Annotated in this window: 20 protein-coding genes and 1 riboswitch; of the genes, 16 read left to right on the top strand and 4 right to left on the bottom strand. The window is 53.3% G+C overall.

What is annotated here, in order from left to right:
* Positions 1-163 precede the first annotated feature (163 nt).
* The 3 genes from uvrB (at position 164) to ACOZIO_RS19155 (ending at position 3,229) form a co-directional block, all read left to right on the top strand.
* Entirely contained in the window at positions 164-2,170 is a 2,007-nt protein-coding gene (gene uvrB / locus ACOZIO_RS19145; protein ID WP_129951967.1) for an excinuclease ABC subunit UvrB, read from the top strand.
* A 133-nt stretch (positions 2,171-2,303) separates the two neighbouring features.
* Positions 2,304-2,672, top strand: coding sequence for a VF530 family DNA-binding protein (locus ACOZIO_RS19150; RefSeq protein ID WP_421595603.1), 369 nt, complete (start codon positions 2,304-2,306; stop codon positions 2,670-2,672).
* Positions 2,673-2,701: 29 nt separating this feature from the next.
* The gene (locus tag ACOZIO_RS19155; RefSeq protein WP_421595590.1) at positions 2,702-3,229 is read left to right on the top strand and encodes an isochorismatase family protein; all 528 of its coding nucleotides are present in this window, start codon (positions 2,702-2,704) and stop codon (positions 3,227-3,229) included.
* Between the two features lie 63 nt (positions 3,230-3,292).
* Here the strand turns inward: ACOZIO_RS19155 and ACOZIO_RS19160 are convergent, their stop codons facing one another.
* A complete protein-coding gene (locus ACOZIO_RS19160) occupies positions 3,293-4,201 on the bottom strand; it encodes a gluconeogenesis factor YvcK family protein (RefSeq protein WP_129951965.1) in 909 nt (302 codons plus the stop codon).
* On the opposite strand from ACOZIO_RS19160, the gene ACOZIO_RS19165 reads away from it, so the two are divergent.
* The 7 genes from ACOZIO_RS19165 (at position 4,186) to ACOZIO_RS19195 (ending at position 8,149) form a co-directional block, all read left to right on the top strand.
* Positions 4,186-4,509 carry a hypothetical protein gene (locus ACOZIO_RS19165; RefSeq protein WP_165385158.1) on the top strand — a complete coding sequence of 108 codons (324 nt, stop codon included), beginning with the start codon at positions 4,186-4,188 and terminating at the stop codon, positions 4,507-4,509. The genes ACOZIO_RS19160 and ACOZIO_RS19165 overlap by 16 nt on opposite strands.
* Positions 4,465-4,622: riboswitch (molybdenum cofactor riboswitch) on the top strand. Its footprint overlaps the gene before it by 45 nt.
* Positions 4,612-5,598 (top strand): GTP 3',8-cyclase MoaA, encoded by a 987-nt coding sequence (moaA, locus tag ACOZIO_RS19170; protein WP_129951964.1) that lies wholly within the window; start codon positions 4,612-4,614, stop codon positions 5,596-5,598. It overlaps the preceding riboswitch by 11 nt.
* Before the next feature lie 31 nt (positions 5,599-5,629).
* Positions 5,630-6,142, top strand: coding sequence for a molybdenum cofactor biosynthesis protein B (gene moaB, locus ACOZIO_RS19175; protein ID WP_129951963.1), 513 nt, complete (start codon positions 5,630-5,632; stop codon positions 6,140-6,142).
* 2 nt (positions 6,143-6,144) lie between these two features.
* Complete coding sequence (moaC, locus tag ACOZIO_RS19180; protein WP_129951962.1) at positions 6,145-6,624, top strand: cyclic pyranopterin monophosphate synthase MoaC; 480 nt, start codon at positions 6,145-6,147, stop codon at positions 6,622-6,624.
* Complete coding sequence (gene moaD, locus ACOZIO_RS19185) at positions 6,621-6,866, top strand: molybdopterin synthase sulfur carrier subunit (RefSeq protein WP_129951961.1); 246 nt, start codon at positions 6,621-6,623, stop codon at positions 6,864-6,866. The genes moaC and moaD overlap by 4 nt, the downstream gene beginning before the upstream one ends.
* A gap of 1 nt (position 6,867) precedes the next feature.
* Positions 6,868-7,320, top strand: coding sequence for a molybdopterin synthase catalytic subunit MoaE (moaE, locus tag ACOZIO_RS19190; protein WP_129951960.1), 453 nt, complete (start codon positions 6,868-6,870; stop codon positions 7,318-7,320).
* A gap of 118 nt (positions 7,321-7,438) precedes the next feature.
* Positions 7,439-8,149: a Bax inhibitor-1/YccA family protein gene (locus ACOZIO_RS19195; RefSeq protein WP_129951959.1), complete on the top strand. Its 711-nt coding sequence runs from the start codon at positions 7,439-7,441 to the stop codon at positions 8,147-8,149.
* A 103-nt stretch (positions 8,150-8,252) separates the two neighbouring features.
* On the opposite strand, the gene mdtG is transcribed toward ACOZIO_RS19195, so the two are convergent.
* Positions 8,253-9,455 (bottom strand): multidrug efflux MFS transporter MdtG, encoded by a 1,203-nt coding sequence (gene mdtG / locus ACOZIO_RS19200; RefSeq protein ID WP_129951958.1) that lies wholly within the window; start codon positions 9,453-9,455, stop codon positions 8,253-8,255.
* Positions 9,456-9,832: 377 nt separating this feature from the next.
* On the opposite strand from mdtG, the gene rhlE reads away from it, so the two are divergent.
* Positions 9,833-11,242: an ATP-dependent RNA helicase RhlE gene (gene rhlE / locus ACOZIO_RS19205; protein ID WP_129951957.1), complete on the top strand. Its 1,410-nt coding sequence runs from the start codon at positions 9,833-9,835 to the stop codon at positions 11,240-11,242.
* A gap of 58 nt (positions 11,243-11,300) precedes the next feature.
* Here rhlE and ACOZIO_RS19210 read toward each other — a convergent pair whose 3' ends face one another.
* A complete protein-coding gene (locus ACOZIO_RS19210) occupies positions 11,301-11,948 on the bottom strand; it encodes a helix-turn-helix transcriptional regulator (protein ID WP_129951955.1) in 648 nt (215 codons plus the stop codon).
* Positions 11,949-12,069: 121 nt separating this feature from the next.
* Here ACOZIO_RS19210 and ACOZIO_RS19215 point away from each other — a divergent pair, with 121 nt between their 5' ends.
* The 4 genes from ACOZIO_RS19215 (at position 12,070) to pbpG (ending at position 16,146) form a co-directional block, all read left to right on the top strand.
* Positions 12,070-13,515 carry an MFS transporter gene (locus ACOZIO_RS19215; RefSeq protein ID WP_129990553.1) on the top strand — a complete coding sequence of 482 codons (1,446 nt, stop codon included), beginning with the start codon at positions 12,070-12,072 and terminating at the stop codon, positions 13,513-13,515.
* 58 nt (positions 13,516-13,573) lie between these two features.
* Positions 13,574-14,503, top strand: a complete 930-nt coding sequence (dusC, locus tag ACOZIO_RS19220) for a tRNA dihydrouridine(16) synthase DusC (RefSeq protein WP_129951951.1) — start codon at positions 13,574-13,576, stop codon at positions 14,501-14,503.
* A gap of 50 nt (positions 14,504-14,553) precedes the next feature.
* Entirely contained in the window at positions 14,554-14,979 is a 426-nt protein-coding gene (locus tag ACOZIO_RS19225; protein WP_129951949.1) for a VOC family protein, read from the top strand.
* A 228-nt stretch (positions 14,980-15,207) separates the two neighbouring features.
* A complete protein-coding gene (pbpG, locus tag ACOZIO_RS19230; RefSeq protein WP_421595591.1) occupies positions 15,208-16,146 on the top strand; it encodes a D-alanyl-D-alanine endopeptidase in 939 nt (312 codons plus the stop codon).
* 383 nt (positions 16,147-16,529) lie between these two features.
* Here pbpG and ACOZIO_RS19235 read toward each other — a convergent pair whose 3' ends face one another.
* Positions 16,530-17,159, bottom strand: a complete 630-nt coding sequence (locus ACOZIO_RS19235) for an aspartate/glutamate racemase family protein (RefSeq protein ID WP_421595592.1) — start codon at positions 17,157-17,159, stop codon at positions 16,530-16,532.
* 369 nt (positions 17,160-17,528) lie between these two features.
* On the opposite strand from ACOZIO_RS19235, the gene ACOZIO_RS19240 reads away from it, so the two are divergent.
* A complete protein-coding gene (locus ACOZIO_RS19240) occupies positions 17,529-18,146 on the top strand; it encodes a hypothetical protein (protein ID WP_129990550.1) in 618 nt (205 codons plus the stop codon).
* Positions 18,147-18,173 lie beyond the last annotated feature (27 nt).

The following is an 18,173-nucleotide window of genomic DNA, read 5'->3' on the forward strand; positions in this document are numbered from 1 at the left end:
CATTCTTTATCGGTTGGAAGCTGGTTTTATATACAGTATTATAGCGAAGGTAAAATCAGGGCTGGCAAAAATCGCGAAGTCTTTCATACTATTTTTCCGCAAACTGTTCACCCGTACAGCGCGCACGGCCCTATGCGTTCCCATTTCAGTCAGGTAGCCCGTCATGAGTAAAGTGTTCAAACTACATTCCGAATTTAAACCGTCCGGCGATCAGCCAGAGGCGATACGCCGTCTGGAAGAAGGGCTGGAGAACGGGCTGGCGCACCAGACATTGCTCGGGGTCACCGGTTCGGGCAAAACCTTTACCGTGGCGAATGTGATTGCGGATCTGAACCGTCCGACGATGGTACTGGCCCCCAACAAAACGCTGGCCGCGCAGTTATACGGTGAGATGAAAGAATTCTTCCCGGAAAACGCCGTCGAATATTTCGTCTCTTACTATGACTATTATCAGCCAGAGGCGTATGTCCCAAGTTCAGATACTTTTATCGAAAAAGACGCCTCGGTGAACGAACACATCGAGCAGATGCGCCTTTCTGCCACCAAAGCTCTGCTCGAACGACGTGATGTCATTGTGGTGGCTTCTGTTTCAGCGATATACGGTCTGGGCGATCCGGATTTGTACCTGAAAATGATGCTTCATCTGACCAAAGGGATGATTATCGATCAGCGTTCGATCCTGCGTCGTCTGGCAGAGCTGCAATATGCACGCAACGATCAGGCTTTCCAGCGCAGTACTTTCCGCGTGCGTGGCGAAGTGATTGATGTGTTCCCGGCTGAATCGGATGATCTGGCGTTGCGCATTGAGCTGTTTGATCAGGAAGTTGAACGTCTTTCGCTGTTTGATCCGCTGACCGGCCAGGTGCAACATGAAGTGCCGCGTTTTACCATTTACCCTAAAACGCACTACGTAACGCCGCGCGAACGTATTGTACAGGCGATGGAAGAAATCAAGGTCGAACTGGCGGATCGCCGCAAGGTGCTGCTTGCCAATAACAAACTGCTGGAAGAGCAACGTATCAGCCAGCGTACGCAGTTTGATCTCGAAATGATGAATGAGTTGGGTTATTGCTCCGGTATTGAAAACTACTCACGTTATCTGTCCGGCCGCGGGCCGGGCGAGCCGCCACCGACGTTGTTTGATTATCTTCCGGCTGACGGCCTGCTGATTGTCGATGAATCGCACGTCACCATTCCGCAAATCGGCGGTATGTACAAAGGCGACCGCTCTCGTAAAGAAACGCTGGTGGAATATGGTTTCCGTCTGCCTTCCGCGCTGGATAACCGCCCGATGCGTTTTGAGGAATTCGAAGCGCTGGCACCCCAAAGTATTTATGTCTCAGCCACGCCGGGGAAATACGAGCTGGAGAAGTCCGGTGACGATGTGGTCGATCAGGTGGTGCGTCCGACCGGTCTGCTGGATCCGATCATTGAAGTACGGCCGGTGACCACACAGGTGGATGACCTGTTATCGGAGATCCGTAAACGTGTCGCGATTAACGAGCGTGTGCTGGTCACCACGCTGACCAAACGTATGGCCGAGGATTTGACGGAGTATCTGGAAGAACACGGCGAGAAGGTGCGTTACCTGCACTCTGACATCGATACCGTTGAGCGTGTGGAAATTATCCGCGATTTGCGTCTGGGGGAATTTGACGTGCTGGTGGGGATCAACTTGCTGCGCGAAGGGCTGGATATGCCGGAAGTGTCGCTGGTGGCCATTCTGGATGCGGATAAAGAAGGCTTCCTGCGTTCTGAACGTTCACTCATCCAGACCATCGGCCGTGCAGCGCGTAACCTCAACGGTAAAGCGATTCTCTACGGTGATAAAATTACCCACTCGATGGCCCGTGCCATTGAAGAAACCGAACGTCGTCGCGCCAAACAGGAAGCGTATAACCTCGAAAACGGCATCACGCCGATGGGGCTGAATAAGAAGATCTCCGACATCCTGCAACTCGGTCAACCGAAGACCAAAAAGAACAAAGACAAACGCGATGCCGAAGCGGCGCAGACCTTCAAATCGCTTACGCCAAAAGCGCTGGAGCAGCGCATTAAAGAGCTGGAAAGCAAAATGTATGCGCACGCGCAAAATCTGGAGTTCGAAGAAGCGGCTAACACCCGTGACGAGCTGCATGCATTGCGCGAGCAGTTTATTGCGATTTCGTAAAGCGGTCCCCAAATAAGTCGGGTGATTGAACGCAGCCAACCCACAGGCAATGTGAAGTATGTCGGGGATAAAAGTGATAGACTGCGCGGCCTGTAAATCATCACCCTGACATTTTAAAATGACGAGCGAGCCAATGACGGATACACCACAAAACCCTGGCGCAGCGAAAGATCCGCTGCACGGCGTCACGCTGGAAAAACTGCTGACAACACTGGTGGATAACTTTGGCTGGCCTGCGCTGGCCTCACAGGTCAATATCAATTGCTTCAAAAGTGACCCGAGTGTGAAATCCAGCCTGAAGTTCCTGCGCCGCACACCCTGGGCGCGTAAGGAAGTGGAAACCTTATATCTGGATTTTATCGAAGGCCATCTGCGCCCGGATTTGACCCGCAGCAAGCGCCGCACCCCCTTGTTTGCACAGGTGCCGCAAAAAACCAAAGTCAGTACCGCCGCACCTGCAGCCGACAGCCCCTGGAATAATCATCCGCTGGTGAAAAAGTAATTCAACGTGTTCTTGTGAGGAGAAAACTCGTGTCAGAGCAACGTGTTCTTATTGTGGTAGATATGCAAAACGGGGTATTTGCTTCGCCGCGTTATGACCGCAGCGGACGGGTCGAACAGATTAATCAACTGATAGCCCGGGCAGGGCGCGTCATCTTCATTCAACACGCTGAAGGCGAAATGACGGAAGGGAGTGAATACTGGCAGGTATTGCCGGAGCTACATCTGCCGGAAGACGCACTTTCCGTGACTAAAACCGCCTGCGATTCTTTCTACCGCACCTCCCTCGATCATGTTCTGCAGGGACAACTGAACGTAACCGGTTTTACTATCTGCGGTTGTGCGACGGACTATTGTGTAGATACCACCATCAAGGTTGCTGCCAGCAAAGGTTATGCCGTGACGGTCGCGTCGGATGCGCATACCACCGGCGATCGTACATATGTTTCAGCGCAGCAACTGATCGGGCAACATAATGAAGTCTGGCGTGAATTATCCGTGCCGGGGAATCCGGTAACGGTAAAAACGACGGCGGAAATTCTGGCCGACTGGTCATAAACTCCGTTTTCTGAACCCAAAAAAGGCCGCTAAAGCGGCCTTTCGTGTTTGTGATTTCCGGAATCAGATCATTTTTTGCAGCGTCTCTTCAATCGCCATCCGCAACATGTCGCGGTCATGACGATAGGGCACATCACTGGCTTCGAGCGGGCTTTGAATAATCAGATGTTCAGCGGCGCTGCTGCCGATGTTGACTTTAGGCCCGACAATGGCGGCATCGGCGCGGCGGCCGATACGCTTCTCGATCATATCCAGTTTGTCATCCAGCGTCAGCGAGGCGGCGGCGACACTCAGTTCTTTCCCCAGATTTCCGATATACACGATATGCGCCCGGCTGCGGCGCAGCGCGGCTGTCATATCATTCATCAGTAATAATGGCATCAGGCTGGTAAAGAAACTGCCCGGCCCGATCAGGATCAGATTGGCTTCGGCGATTGCCTGTAACGCTTCCCGGGTAGCGGGCACCTGGGGTTCCAGCAGCAATTCACGCGGTATTTGTGCCAGTTTATCGACGTTCACTTCGCCGTGGACATGTTCACCATTGGCATCAATCGCGGCCAGATCGGCGGGTTGTTCTGACATCGGGATCAATTCTGCGTCAACTTTCAGCAGGCTGCGCACCAGATTGATCGCCTCAAGCGGGCGTACGGTGAGGTGATCCAGCGCACGCAGCATCAGATTGCCAAGATTATGGCCATCCAGTTCGCCCTGGCCGCTGAAACGGTATTCGAACATCGCCGATGCCAGGCTCGGTTCGGTGATCAACTGATTCAGGCAATTGCGCATATCGCCCCAGGCGATGCCGCCAACGGAACGGCGGATACGGCCGGTTGAACCGCCGTTATCTGTGGTGGTGACAATGCCAGTCAGACGCGGGCCTAGCAGCGAAAGTGAAGACATCACCCGGCCCAGCCCGTGCCCTCCGCCTAACGCCACCACCCGGTCGAGGTCAGCTAATGTTCGATTGCGCATGGTTTTCCTTTCAAATGGGGAGCGGCGGGTTTACCTCGTTTTCCAGCGGCGGATTTTACCTAATATTGCAACAAGATGTTACCCCTTCTCGCCACTCTGAGAACATTAAAAACCCGGTGCTTTTGGCATTGAAAATGCTGCCTTTTGTCGTGAAATATCGTTATATATCAAAATACATAACGAAAAACCACCTTGGCGAACGGGACTTTGCGGCGTTAGAATATGCTCCGTTACCCCGTATTCATTATCGCTCCGCTACGGACCGGATGAATCAACTCCTAGCCCTGGTTCCTAAGTTGTTTTTCTGACGTCGTTCCCGCAGAAACAATATGGAGCCCTGGCCGTGACACTATGTCACCAGGGTGCACGGCAGAAATGCCCGCATCTCCCGTATTTGGAAAGGTGTTAAGGTGCTTCAACTTACTGATGCTTTTGCCCGCAAGTTTTATTACTTGCGGCTGTCGATCACTGATGTGTGCAATTTCCGTTGCACCTATTGTCTGCCGGATGGCTATAAGCCGCACGGACACAGCAATAAAAGTTTTCTCTCGCTCGATGAAATCCGTCGGGTCAGCCGTGCGTTCGCCAATCTGGGAACAGAAAAAGTGCGTCTGACCGGTGGAGAACCTTCGCTGCGCCGCGATTTCTGCGAAATCATTGCCGCAGTGCGCGAAAACCCCTCCATTAAAACTCTGGCAGTGACCACCAATGGTTACCGTATGGCGCGTGATATTGCGAAATGGCGCGACGCGGGTCTCACCAATATCAACGTCAGCGTTGACAGTCTCGATGCCCGCCAGTTTCATGCCATCACCGGGCAGGATAAATTCCGCGAGGTTATGGCTGGCATTGATGCTGCTTTTGACGCCGGTTTTAGCAAAGTAAAAGTCAATACCGTGCTGATGCGCGATGTGAATCATGCCAGTCTGAATACCTTCCTCGCGTGGATTAAAACCCGCCCGATCCAGTTACGTTTTATCGAACTGATGGAAACCGGCGACGGGGGTGACCTGTTCCGCAAACACCATATCTCCGGTGAAGTGCTGCGCGAACAGCTGGTGCATCAGGGCTGGCAGTTGCAGCTTCGCTCACGCAGCGACGGCCCCGCGCAGGTATTTAGCCATCCGGATTATCTGGGTGAAATTGGTCTGATCATGCCGTACGAAAAAGATTTCTGCGTCAGTTGCAACCGGCTGCGGGTATCGGCCATCGGCAATCTGCATTTATGTCTTTTCGGCGAGCAGGGTATTCCGCTGCGTGATTTATTAGCCGACGACATGCAGCAGGACGATCTGATGGATCGCATTCAGGGGGGCCTCAGTCGTAAAAAACAGACCCACTTCCTGCATGAAGGCAATACCGGGATCACCCAGAATCTGTCGTTTATCGGCGGCTGAATCCGGTAGTAATCGTTTAAGGAGCAAACTGATGAGCAAAGCCAGTAAAGCGTTTTTGCCGTTATCTGTGGCGATCATGACGGTGTCTGACCGTCGTACTGACGCGGAAGACACGTCCGGGCATTACCTGAAAGAAGCCGTCACCGAAGGCGGCCACCATGTCGTCGCACAGCAAATCGTCAAAGAAAACATTTACAGTATCCGTGCCGTGGTTTCCGCATGGATTGCAGATGAAAAAATCCAGGCGATTCTGATCAACGGAGGCACGGGTTTTAGTGCAGGCAACAATACGCCGGAAGCACTGAAGCCCTTGTTTGACCGTGAAATCGAAGGCTTCGGGGAGCTGTTCCGCATGGTGTCGTTTGAAGATATCGGTACCTCGACTATTCAGTCGCGCGCCATAGGTGGCATTGCCAACCAGACGGTGATTTTCGCCATGCCCGGTTCAACCCGCGCCTGCCAGACCGCCTGGGATAACATCATTGAAGCGCAGCTTGATGCCCGTCAGGGGCCGTGTAATTTCACTCCACATTTGAAGAAATAAGTATGTCTGAACTGACTCATATTAATGCATCCGGCGATGCTCACATGGTGGATGTCTCCGGCAAGGCGGAAACTGTTCGTGAAGCCCGTGCGGAAGCCTTTGTTGAAATGGCTGCCGACACGCTGGCGATGATCATTAACGGCAATCATCACAAAGGTGATGTATTTGCCACGGCGCGTATCGCAGGTATTCAGGCCGCGAAAAAGACCTGGGATCTGATCCCGTTGTGTCATCCGCTGTTGCTGACCAAAGTAGAAGTGACTCTGGAAGCACAACCGGAGCATAACCGCGTGCGTATCGAGTCACGCTGCCGTCTGAGCGGGAAAACCGGGGTGGAAATGGAAGCGCTGACGGCGGCTTCCGTCGCGGCGCTGACTATCTATGACATGTGTAAAGCGGTTCAGAAAGATATGGTGATCGGCCCGATCCGTCTGCTGGAAAAAAGTGGCGGTAAATCAGGCGACTTTAAGGCGGTACTATGATTGATATTTTATTCTTCGCACAGGTGCGCGAACTGACCGGCACCTCCAGCCTGCAACTTCCTGCAGATTTTGCCACGGTGGAAGCGTTACGGGCTGCGCTTACCGGACGGGGAGAACGCTGGGCACTGGCGCTGGAATCAGGAAAATTACTGGTGGCGGTTAACCAGACGCTAACCACGATGGCGCATCCGTTGCGCGCGGGTGATGAAGTGGCGTTCTTCCCGCCGGTGACCGGAGGCTGAGATGGATCAGACGAAAATTGTTGTTGATGCTGCGCCGTTCAGCGTGGGTGATGAATACAACTGGCTGGCGCAATCCGACGCCGACGGTGCTGTTGTCACGTTTACCGGCAAAGTGCGTAACCACAATCTGGGCAGTCATGTCAGTGCCTTAACGCTGGAGCATTATCCGGGCATGACCGAAAAAGCGCTGGCCGAGATTATTGCCGAAGCCCGTAACCGCTGGCCGCTGCAACGCGTGTCGGTTTATCACCGCATCGGGCCGATGTATCCGGGCGATGAAATTGTGTTTGTCGGTGTGACCAGTGCACATCGCGGCATGGCATTCGAAGCCAATGAATTCATTATGGATCACCTGAAAACCCGCGCGCCATTCTGGAAGCGAGAAGCCACGCAAGAGGGGGACCGCTGGGTCGATGCCCGTGACAGCGATAAACAGGCGGCGGCCCGCTGGTAAATAGCATCTCAACCGCACGCAGACCTTCCATGCTTTTCTTCCTATCTGTGATACGCTTTAAAAATCGGGAGGCTGTTTTGGCCTCATTTTTCATCCTCCATGCAAAAGGGTAATCATCATGGATCGATATCCACGCAGTAACGGTTCAATTGTTGAACGCGCGAACACCGGCATTCAGGCGTACATGGCGCAAGTGTATGGCTGGATGTTCTGTGGTTTGCTGCTGACGGCATTTGTGGCCTGGTATGCTTCCGGCTCTGAAAAAATCATGAGCTTTGTTTTCTCAAGCCAGATTACTTTCTTCGGTTTAATTATCGCGCAGCTGGCGCTGGTCTTTGTGATTTCCGGTATGGTGAACCGTCTGAGCGGCACCGTGGCCACCGGTTTGTTCATGCTATATTCCGCACTGACCGGTCTGACACTTTCCAGCATTTTTCTGGTCTACACCGGTGATTCAATTTTCGGAACGTTTATCGTAGCCGCCGGTATGTTTGGCGCGATGAGTGTCTACGGTTATGTGACCAAACGTGACCTGACCGGTATCGGCAGCATGTTATTCATGGCGCTGATTGGTCTGGTGCTGGCCTCACTGGTAAACATGTGGCTGAAAAGCTCCGGCCTTGCGAATATCATTTCGTACGCCGGTGTGCTGATTTTCGTCGGCCTGACCGCGTATGACACGCAGAAGCTGAAAAACATGGGTGCGCAGTTGTCAGAGGATGACCGTGATAACTTCCGTAAATACTCGATTGTTGGCGCGCTGACGCTGTACCTTGATTTCATCAACCTGTTCCTGATGTTGTTGCGGATTTTCGGCAACCGTCGTTAAGGTTTTTGATTTCAAACGATTGAGAGGGACACTGAGAAGTGTCCCTTTTTTATGCCTGCTGGTGAGGCTTTTTACTCCCTCCCCTGCGAAGGGGAGGAGCAAATCAAACCCTGATCCTTCCCGTCGGCACCTGTCGGAAACTCCACCACACCTGCACTGTGTTGAACAACACCAGAATCGCCGTCACGATAAACACCCACCGGAAGCCGAGCAGGGCAGAAGCACTTGAGCCAATCAAGGGGCCCACCACATTCCCGAGATACATAAACGACTGGTTGTAACCGAATATCCGGCCGGTAACCTGATCACTGCTGTATTTCACCAGCAATGCCTGCACTGCGGGCATCAGTGCACCGTCGCCGAAACCGAGCATGAAACGCAGGATCCCCAGTTGAGTAGGCGTATTAATCAGTGACATCAGGCAGAACAGAATGAAGCAAAAAACCAGCGCAGCAATCAAAATGCGGTGCGCGCCAATGCGGTCGCCGAGTTTGCCGAGTTTCGGTGCGGCCATCAGCGCGGAAACGCCCGGTACAGCGGCGATCACACCACTGATAAAGGCGATATTGCTGGTATCCGATGACAGTTCGCGGATAAACAGCGTCAGAATCGGGCTGATGGAGCCGTTCGCCAGTTGGATCATCATGGTAGTGACGAACAGGCTGATAATCAGCCATGGATAAGGCAGCGTGGTGAAGACTGCTTTACCGCTCAGGCGGTTGGCTTTGGTAACCGGCACCACGCGTTCTTTAATTAAAAATAATGTGATGAGGAAGCTGATAAACAGCATGCCGCTGGTGACGAAAAACACCGTGCGCAGGCCGAGATGGTCGGCCATAAAACCGCCGAGCAGCGGGCCGATAATCACGCCGGATACCTGGCCGGTAGACAGCGTACCCAGCGCCCAGCCACTTTTATCACGCGGCACCTGTGAGGCGACCAGCGCCATTGCGTTCGGAATATACCCGGATGTCAGCCCCATCAGTGTGCGCAAAATGAAAAGTTGCCAGACGTTGGTGGCGAACCCCTGCAACATCATGACAATTGCCATACCCAGCGCGGCACGCAGCAACATCAGTTTACGACCTTTGCGGTCTGCCAGGCTGCCCCACAAGGGCGCAACGACGGCGGAAACCAGGAACGTGCCACTGAATACCAGCCCTGACCACAGGCTCAGGGACTCATGAGACGTGACGCCAAGCTGTTCGATGTAAAGCGGTAAAAAAGGCAGGATCTGACTCATCGCCATGCCGGTGAAAAAACAGCCCAGCCAGACGGAGATTAAATTTACTTTCCAGGTTTCCATGTTGCAGCGATGTGGCCTTATGGACAGAGGAGTGAGAGAAAAGAAGCATAGCAATCAAATCTGTGAAGTGGAGCGCAAAAAGTGGGAACCCATTCATCAGCTTTATAATTGATTATCCTGTATCAAAGTTTCGGATTATCGCGGCAGATTATATGGCCTGAATTTGTTACCAGAGTCTGCGGCTGTAACCGTCAGTTACAGCCGCAACGGAGATAACTTCACGCAGCGCGGCGTTTTGTGCTAGTATCGACGCAACTGGCGCACTGCAGTTTGTGCCGAATCCTCGTGGTAATGCCTCATTTGCCTCGTCTGATCATCCACTCTTGAAACTGCACCGAACCCCGTTCGGGTTAGAGTGGACTGGAGCTTTTCCTTATATGTCATTTGATTCCCTCGGCTTAAGTGCCGAAATCTTGCGTGCTGTTGAAGAACAGGGCTATCGCGAACCTACACCTATCCAGCGTCAGGCTATTCCTGTCGTGCTGGAAGGTCGTGACCTGATGGCGAGTGCGCAGACCGGTACCGGTAAAACCGCTGGTTTTACTTTGCCGCTGCTCAATATGCTCAGCCATACCAACGCGCAATTCAAAGGACGTCGCCCGGTTCGTGCGCTGATCCTGACCCCAACCCGTGAGCTTGCGGCGCAGATTGGTGAAAACGTTCAGGCTTACAGCAAATACCTGACCCTGCGTTCGCTGGTGGTATTTGGGGGGGTGAGCATCAACCCGCAGATGATGAAACTGCGCGGTGGTGTAGATGTGCTGATTGCAACGCCGGGTCGTTTGCTGGACCTGGAACATCAGCGTGCTGTTGATTTATCTCAGGTTGAAATTCTGGTGCTGGACGAAGCCGACCGCATGCTGGACATGGGCTTTATTCACGACATCCGTCGCGTGCTGGCGAAACTGCCTGCCAGGCGCCAGAACCTGCTGTTCTCGGCTACCTTCTCTGATGAGATTAAAGGTCTGGCGAGCAAGTTGCTGACCAACCCGGCTTCTGTCGAAGTCGCACGTCGCAACACCGCTTCTGCGCAAATTGAACAAAGCGTTCATTTTGTTGATAAGAAACGTAAAAGAGAATTGCTGTCTCAGATGATCGGTGAAGGCGACTGGAAACAGGTGCTGGTATTCAACCGTACCAAACATGGTGCAAACCATTTGGCTGAGCAACTCAATAAAGATGGCATCACGGCTGCGGCTATTCATGGTAATAAAAGTCAGGGCGCACGTACCCGTGCACTGGCTGATTTTAAAGCCGGTTCTATTCGTGTTCTGGTGGCAACAGACATCGCTGCGCGGGGTCTGGATATTGATATGCTGCCGCACGTGGTCAACTATGAACTGCCAAACGTACCGGAAGATTACGTTCACCGTATTGGCCGTACCGGCCGTGCGGAAGCCACCGGTGAGGCGATTTCTCTGGTATGCGTAGACGAACACAAATTGCTGCGTGATATCGAACGCCTGCTGAAACGTGAAATTCCGCGCATCGCGCTGGAAGGCTACGAGCCAGATCCGAGCATTAAAGCTGAGCCGATCATCAATGGTCGTCAGGGCAACGGTGGCGGCGGTCGTGGCGCGCCTCGTCAGGGGCAGCGTCCGGGCGCACCACGTTCCGGTGCACCGCGTTCAGGCGCTCCGCGTCAGGGCGGCAACGGCCAGCGCAGCGGCACCTCTGAAAATCGTGGTTCAGAAAACCGTGGTTCTGCTGAAAACCGTCCGGCACGTTCGCGTCCTGCGCATGCAGGCCAGCGTCGCACCGGCAATGCAGGCAGCGGCAACAAATAAGTTTCCGGCTGCCCTGCAATCAAACCGCCTTCACCGGCGGTTTTTTTTCGTCTGTAATCTACCTGATGACATAAGCACAACGCCGCGCACCTTGCAAAATATGTTCGGTACGCTCGACGCTGGCGTTCAGCACATCGCTGAAGACATCACGTTCCGCCCGGCAAAATCCCTGACAGGTGGTTGCGGCAGCACAAATCGGGCAGTGATTTTCGACAAACAGATAACTGCCGTCCTCCTGCATTTTCCAGTCCGCCATGTAACCTTCCCGCGTGCGGATAGCCGTCAGCCGTTGTAGCTTTTCTTCCAGAGAATTCGCGCCATTCATTGCCTGCCGGTAATTTTCCAGCGTCTGGTTTTCGCGCGACGTGATCAGCTGATCCAATGCTGAATCGCCCAGTGAAGTGCGGATCAGTTGCAAAAGTTGTACGGTAAGATCCGCGTGGGCATCGGGGAATCGCGCATGGCCGGCGGCGGTCAGTTGCCAGAACTGTGCCGGGCGGCCGACACCTTGCGAAACGGCTCTGGCTTCCACCAGTCCTTCCTTTGCCAGCTTCACAAACTGTTGGCGCATGGCTTCGCCGGTAGTGCCGAGCAGATATCCGGCATCGCTGGCCTGAAGTTCTCCGCGGGTTTTCAGCAGCGTCAGTAATCGCTCTGCGACGCTTTGCCGGACGTCATTTTTATTTTCCAAGCCATTGCTTGACATATAGCCTCGACGGGTTCTAGATTACGTAAAACATATTCCAAGTATTTTCTTGGTTTAATCATATCATAACCACCACATGCTTCAATGCGTGGAAAGCACAAACTAAAGGGATGCAGAGAAAATGTCGGGAAGTCAGAACGGATGGGCGGATTTATTTAGTGCAGAAAACCGGGGCAGCGCCATCACCCTGAGCGCAGGCGTCGCCCTTTATGCGACTAACAGTTACATCGTTATCACGATCCTCCCTTCAGTCGTGCAGGATATCGGCGGGCTGGCGTGGTATGCATGGAATACCACATTGTATGTTGTGTGTTCCATTCTGGGCTCGGCGCTGTCAGCGCGGCTGATGCGGACCGCCGGACCCCGGGGCAGCTATCTGATGGCGACAGGTATTTTTATTGCCGGTGCTGCTATTTGCACGGCCGCGCCGAATATGCCGGTATTACTGCTTGGACGGGCACTGCAGGGCCTCGGTGGCGGATTCTTATTCGCACTGTCCTACGCGATGATCAATCTTTTGTTTAAAGAATCTCTCTGGCCGCGTGCGATGGCACTGATTTCGGCGATGTGGGGCATTGCGACGCTGGTCGGTCCGGCAGTAGGCGGTATTTTTGCTGAACTGCACGCCTGGCGCTGGGCATTTGGTTTGCTGTTGCCGGTCACGTCACTGTTCGGGCTGTGGGTATGGCGGATTTTACCGAAATCCCAGCGCGACAGGCAGCCGGAAGAGCCGTTGCCATTGATGCAACTGGCATTACTGACCGGTGCCGTGTTAGTGGTGTCGGCGGGCAGTTTGTCGTCCTCCGGCCTGATTAACCTGCTCGGTTTTGTGGTTGCCGTGGTGATGATTCTCGTCTTACGTCACCGTGAATTTACGGCGGATGTCAGGCTGCTGCCGCGTAACGCTTTACGTCGTTCCTCGCCGCTCTATGGTCTGTACCTGGTGATGACATTGCTGATTATCGGCCTCGGCTGCGAACTGTTTGTGCCGTATCTGTTGCAACATTTACACGGTCAGACCCCGCTGGCAGCCGGATACATTACTGCCGCCGCAGCCGCAGGCTGGACATTAAGTGAAGTGGCGAGTTCCGGCTGGACCGGACGACGTGCGGACGGCGCGATTATCTGCGGGCCATTGATTCTGGCTGCCGGTCTGCTTTTACTGCTGTTCACCGTGCCGGTCGCGTTTGGGCTGCCGTGGTTGAATATCAGTGGCGTGGTGCTCGGGCTGACGCTGGCCGGTTTTGGGATTGGCCTCGGCTGGCCGCATCTGCTGACCCGCGTACTGCAACAGGCACCGGAAGATGATCGCGAAAAAGCCGGGGCGTCGATAACCGTCGTGCAATCTTTCGCGGCGGCGCTCGGTGCGGCGTTAGCCGGAACGGTGGCTAACTTTGCAGGTGTTGATAAGGGGGATAATGGTGCAGCCAGCGCGGCATTCTGGATGTTCCTGCTGTTTGCGGTGCCTGCGCTTGTGGCGGTGTGGATTGCCTGGCGCTCCGTCAGGGTCAGACGCTTGCAGGGCGGGGCAAAACCGTCATTAAGCAGCGATTTATCTCAGGGGTAATTGCCCGGCGACGGGCCTTGCGGTAATCTTGCGCGTCATTTTTAAGGGGTGAACTGCGATGCGCGTATTACTGGCTCCGATGGAAGGTGTGCTTGATCCTCTGGTCCGTGAACTTCTTACTGAAGTGAACGACTACGATTTGTGCATCACCGAGTTTTTGCGCGTGGTAGATCAGCTGCTTCCCGCCAAATCCTTCTATCGCCTGTGCCCTGAACTACATCACGCCAGCCGCACGCCTTCGGGCACATTAGTGCGCGTACAGTTACTGGGCCAATATCCGCAATGGCTGGCCGAAAACGCTGCCCGTGCGGTGGAACTGGGCTCTTATGGTGTCGATCTCAACTGCGGTTGCCCGTCCAAACTGGTTAACGGCAGCGGCGGCGGTGCGACATTACTCAAAGATCCTGAGCTGATTTACCAGGGTGCCAAAGCCATGCGTGCAGCCGTTCCCGCACATCTGCCGGTCACTGTGAAAGTGCGTCTCGGCTGGGATTCGCTGGAGCGCAGCATTGAAATTGCGGATGCCGTGCAGCAGGCCGGTGCAACGGAACTGACGGTGCACGGACGTACCAAGGAAGACGGCTACAAACCGGAGCGTATTAACTGGGCTGCGATTGGCGAAATCCGTCAGCGTCTGAGTATTCCTGTGATCGCTAACGGTGAAATCTGGGATTACGAAAGCGCTCAGGCCTGCCTGCAAACCACCGGGTGTGATGCGGTGATGCTCGGACGCGGTGCGCTGAATATTCCTAACCTCAGTCGTGTGGTGAAGTACAACGAACCGCGCATGCCGTGGCCGGACGTCATGACGCTGTTACAGAAATACACCCGTCTGGAAAAGCAGGGCGATACCGGTTTGTATCACGTTGCGCGCATCAAACAGTGGCTGAGTTATTTACGTAAAGAGTACGAAGAGGCGACAGAGTTATTTACTGAAGTGCGCGTGCTGAAGACGTCAAAGGAAATTGCCGGACGCATTAACCGGTGATCCCTGCCATGACTTCTCCACGCGGCAACGCTTATAAAGGGAGAAGTATCATGGAAAATAAAGACATTGGCCTGACCCACATCGCTTTTGCCGTCAAAGACCTGGATGCCAGCATCGCGTTCTACCAGCAGTTTGCTGACATGAAAGTGATCCACCGGCGCGGGGAAAAGGGCAGCAACGCCAGACCCGTCGCATGGCTGAGCGACATGACCCGCCATTTTGCTATCGTACTGGCTGAAGACCCGGACAATACCGACACCAGACTTGGCCCTTTCGGCCACCTCGGCGTCGCCTGCGCGACGAAAGAAGCCATGGACGCCAAACTTGCAGAAGCCCGTGCCGCAGGCGTTTTACGTAAGGAGCCCACAGATTCCGGCGCGCCGGTGGGATACTGGGCTTTTCTGGATGATCCGGATGGCAATACGCTTGAACTTTCATACGGGCAGGAAATAAGTTATCTGATCGACAATCAATAATATCCCCCTGTGTATCCCGAAGGGACGCTTTCTGAGTGTCCCTTTATTTTTTTCAGTGCCGCCTTACGCAAGTGTTCACTTACTCGCCATTACAGAGTCTGCGGGTGCTGGTGACAGACTTTGTGACAAATAGAATTGAAAATTGCGGGTGCTAAGACTATTCGCCTCACTTATAATTCCGCCCGCTGTTACGACATATCTTAATGACAACTTTCTAAATACAGAGCAATGCATGTGAAAATCCGTCTTTTGGTTCTGAGCTTATTAGCCTTAAATACAGGCATGTTGTCTGCCCCGGCCGCCATTGCTGCAAAGCATGAACCGGCCGTCGCCACGATTGTTCAAATCGCTTCCGGCAGTGCCATGGTGGTGGATCTGAAAAGCCACGAAGTGATTTATTCCCGAAATCCGGATGAGGTGAGGCCGATTGCCTCCCTGACCAAACTGATGACCGCGATGGTTACGCTGGATGCGAATCTGCCACTTGATGAAGTGATCAATATCGATATCAGCAATACGCCGGAAATGCGCGGTGTGTTCTCCCGCGTGAAACTGAACAGTGAAATTACCCGTCGTCAGATGATTCAGCTGGCGCTGATGTCCTCGGAAAACCGTGCTGCAGCCAGCCTCGCAGCGCATTATCCCGGGGGTTATTCTGCATTCATTAATGCCATGAATGCGAAAGCGAAATCGCTGGGCATGACCCATACGCATTACGTTGAACCGACAGGTTTGTCACCACGCAATGTTTCCACGGCGCGTGATTTAACGCGACTGCTGCTGGCTTCCCAGCGCTATCCGCTGATCGGTCAGCTGAGTACCACTGCTGAAAAAACGGCTGTTTTCAGCCATCCGGCGTATGCATTGCCGTTTCGTAATACTAACCATCTGATCATGAATCCGTCATGGAATATCCAGCTGACCAAAACCGGTTATACCGATGAAGCGGGGCATTGTCTGGCGATGCGTACCACCATTAACGGCAAGCCCGTGACGCTGGTCGTGATGGATGCCTTCGGTAAATTTACGGCTTTTGCGGATGCTAACCGTCTGCGCACCTGGATGGAAACCGGCAAAGCAGTGCCTGTTCCGCAGATTGCCAGGAACTACCGTAAGCAGAAAGAGCAGCAAAAAACCCAGCCTTCGGTCGAAGAGGCAGATGATTGAAATACCCGTCATACTTCAAGCCGCAGATACGTTGGCTGCGCTCAGGTGCCCGAATTACTGACTTGATGTCAGCTCATCGGGACTCCCTGACTTGCCGCCTTTCTGCGACTCGAATTATTTAGGCTATTAATGAAACTGAAAAAGTCCGGTCATGTGCCGGACTTTTGGTTTGCAGGAACGGAATGTGATGATCAGAAAATCAGTTTAAACACCCCTGTCAGGGTCAGTAAGCCGACGATAAAGATGATGGCGATGATCCAAAGAATAATTTTCATATTTTTTCCTTAACATAACCTTCAGTCGTCATCGGCTATTCTGCTAAGCCAATGATATTCCTTATCAGTATAGCGTCTGGCGGTATTTTTGCTTTCTGACTGCCGTTTTCAGATCAGCGCCGCGCGTAAACCACATTCCGGGCTGGTGAGTGGTTTGCCGGTTTGGGTCAGTTGCGCTGCACCGGTCATTGAAGCCTGAGCCAGCACCACGCAGGCCGCGCCCTGCCTATATTCCGCATCTGCCGCCACCGCGATGGCCTGTAAATATCCGGCCAGATCGCCCTGTTTAAACTTTTCCCATGCGCCTGCCACCAGACGGGTTTTAAGCCGTGCCTGCGGATGTCTTTCTACCTGCGCGAATAACTGCCGCGTTGGCTCCAGGGTCGTTTCGACCGCGCACAGTGCGACCACATTGCCTGCCGTTTGCATGGCCTGTTCCGCCAGCGCCTGATCGACACGTAAAACCGGCACTGTGGTGCTTTTACTGGCAAGTGTCGCAGCAGGCCCCAGCGTTGAACAGGTCAGTAAAACGCGATCGGTATTTTCACTCAATGCCAGCAGTACATCCGCCGTCTGCTGAAGAATTTCCGCCGTCAGCCCGCCCGCCTTTTCGGCTGCGGCCAGTAAATCGGGCCGCGAAACATGCCGGAACTGATGCTGATCCAACCCCAGCGCCCGCGCTGTATTTTCAAATACCGCAATATTGCTGTCCGCTGTGTGTAAGCAGGTAATGCGCATACCCTTCTCCTGATGAGTGTCTGCCTCTACGTTAATGATTTTTTAGCCGCGCCGCAGATGTTTTTGCCAGTAAATATTCATCCGTTAATGCGGGCAGGAAATGCCGGGTTCCCTCTGGACGGGTGATGATTTTCGTCATCCGCACCCGCCTGTTGTCCCTTTAAGTTTGGCCTGTTAACGGAAAGCATAACTGGCTATTTTAATTGGTATTTATTCAGCCAGGCAATGCAACTCAGCCATATATAGATACATAAGTAATGACGTATTTATCGAGAAGGAAATTGATTTGAGGTGGTTATTTATCCAGTGCACACTTCACGCAGATTAAGGATTTCTAAACAGGGAACGCTCATGTAAGGGACAACAACGATGTATCAGCTCAGCACACGGACGCTATCGCCCGTCAATCCGACGCTCTATTTTCCTGGCGCCCCTGTGTGGCCGGAAGAATACAAAGGAAAATCATTCATGGAAAAGCTCATGCAAAACCAGATCAACAATATTGAAAAACAGGGAATCAAAAATGGTGAGGAAATCGCCGGGCTGAATCTGCGTGTGGGGAAGGTGGAACAGCAGGTCAGCCAGCTGACCGTAGTGGTTACAGAAACGAATCTCCGTGTCGGAAAACTGGAATACCAGATGGTCACGCTCACCGATGTCGTGACCGATATCGGTGAGCGTGTCGGAAAAACCGAACAGAGCATCGCCCGTATCGACGGGCACCTCCTGAGAATTGACGACCATCTGGTGCGGATAGATAAACAGTTTGAACAGGTGGATAAACAGTTTGAGCGAGTGGATAAACAGTTTGAACGAGTGGATGAGCGCTTTGACAAAATAGATCAACGTTTTGTGAAGATTGAAGCTTCAATGAGTGCAATGCAGACAATGTTTTATGAACTCATGATCACACAGACCCGATGGATTATTGGCATGATGCTTGTACTGGTTGGCGTGACGTTTACGGCGGCACGCTATATCCACTAAAGGCGATCTGATGCGGTTAATCACCCA

Source organism: Rahnella sp. PD4 (genome assembly GCF_049199325.1).
Taxonomy (GTDB): domain Bacteria; phylum Pseudomonadota; class Gammaproteobacteria; order Enterobacterales; family Enterobacteriaceae; genus Rahnella; species Rahnella perminowiae.